The 1616-nt window shown below is 70.2% G+C and carries 1 protein-coding gene and 1 pseudogene; both read left to right on the top strand.

Annotated features, from left to right (window positions below; all coding sequences use genetic code 11):
* Positions 1–151: 151 nt before the first annotated feature.
* Positions 152–1237: pseudogene (locus AB0O00_RS38540) on the top strand (serine hydrolase domain-containing protein); the annotation flags it as partial.
* Between the two features lie 102 nt (positions 1238–1339).
* Positions 1340–1616, top strand: a 277-nt coding sequence (locus tag AB0O00_RS38545; RefSeq protein WP_363659340.1) for a cupin domain-containing protein, incomplete at its 3' end; no start/stop codon positions are given.

Raw genomic sequence — 1616 nt, forward strand, 5'->3', positions numbered from 1 at the left:
CCTCGACATCCGCGCCACCACCTCCTACGGCGACATCACCGCGCGCAGCCTCTGACCCGCTCCCTCCGGAACGCCACCCGGCAACACCCGCCCCGGCACCGGGGCGAACCCACCCAGACAACCACCCGCACGTCCCACAAGGAGCACAACCATGTCCCTGTCCCTCACCCGGCAGGACCGCCCGGAACTGCAGAAGGCCATCGAGGAGATCGTCGAGTCCGGTTTCGCCGGGGTGCAGCTGCGCGTGAACGACGAGCACGGCGAGTGGGTCGGCAGCGCCGGGGTGCGCGAGCTCGGCTCGGGCGACAAGCCGCGCACCGACGGGCACTTCCGGATCGGCAGCACCACCAAGACCTTCACCGCGGCCCTGGTGCTGCGCCTGGTGGCCGAGGGCAGGTTCGGGCTGGACGGCCCGGTGGACGACCACCTGCCCGGCTTCGGGCTGGACCGGCGGATCACGGTGCGGATGCTGCTGCAGCACACCAGCGGGCTGTTCAACTTCACCGGCGAGTACTACGAGGACGGGACGGTCGCGCCGGGGATCGCCTGGCAGGGCCAGGAGTATGTGGACAACCAGTTCCACACCTATCAGCCGGAGGAACTGGTCCGGCTGGCGCTGTCCAAGCCGGCCCGCTTCGAGCCGGGAGCGGACTGGAGCTACTCCAACACCAACTACGTCCTGGCCAGGCTGCTGGTCGAGGCCGTCACCGGCCGCTCGTTCGCCGAGGAGATGCGGCGGCTGATCACCGAGCCGCTGGGGCTGTCGGGCACGATGGTGCCGGACGCCTCGCCGGAGATCCCCGAGCCGCACGCCCACGGCTACTACCGCTACGAGGACGCCGGCCAGTGGAAGATGGTCGACGTCACCCGCTTCAACGTCTCCTGGCTCTCCGCCGCCGGCGACATGATCTCGACCACCGAGGACCTCCACACGTTCTTCTCCGCACTGATGGGCGGCAAGCTCCTGCCGGACTCCCTGCTGGCCGAGATGCGCACGCCGCACCCCCAATTCGGCTACGGCATGGGGCTGTTCGTGGAAGAGACGGACGGCGGCACCGTCTTCCACCACAACGGCGGACTGTGGGGCTGGGCCGCGCTGATGTACAGCACGCCCGACGGCAGCAGGACCCTGACCGCCTCCCTCACCACCGGGGGCGCCGAACTCGACTTCGCCGAAACGGCCGAGGCGTTCCAGAACGCGCAGCAGAGGCTCGTCAAGGAGGTCTTCCGCGGCGAGCAGGCCGAGCCCGCCGACGAGGCGGCCGAGCCCGCCGCGCCGTTCGAGCCGGTGCTGACCCGTTGCACTGACGCCGAGACCTGCGCCGACCCGAGCTCCGTGATGACGCTGCTCGCCGACTCCGACGCCACGGCCGACGGCTTCACCAGCTACCGCTCCACCTTCGCCAAGGGCGCCGTCGGCGCACCCGCCCACTTCCACACCAAGGCCACCGAGATCTTCTTCGTCATCAGCGGCTCCCTCAAGGTCCTGGTGGGCCAGGAAGTCACCGTCCTTAACGCCGGCGACTTCCTCGCCGTGCCGCCCCACACCCCGCACGCCTTCGCCGCAGCCCCCGGCTGCGAGGCGGACGTCCTGTTCGTCTTCACCCCCGGCATGG

The organism is Kitasatospora sp. NPDC093558 (genome assembly GCF_040683475.1).
Classification (GTDB): Bacteria; Actinomycetota; Actinomycetes; order Streptomycetales; family Streptomycetaceae; genus Kitasatospora.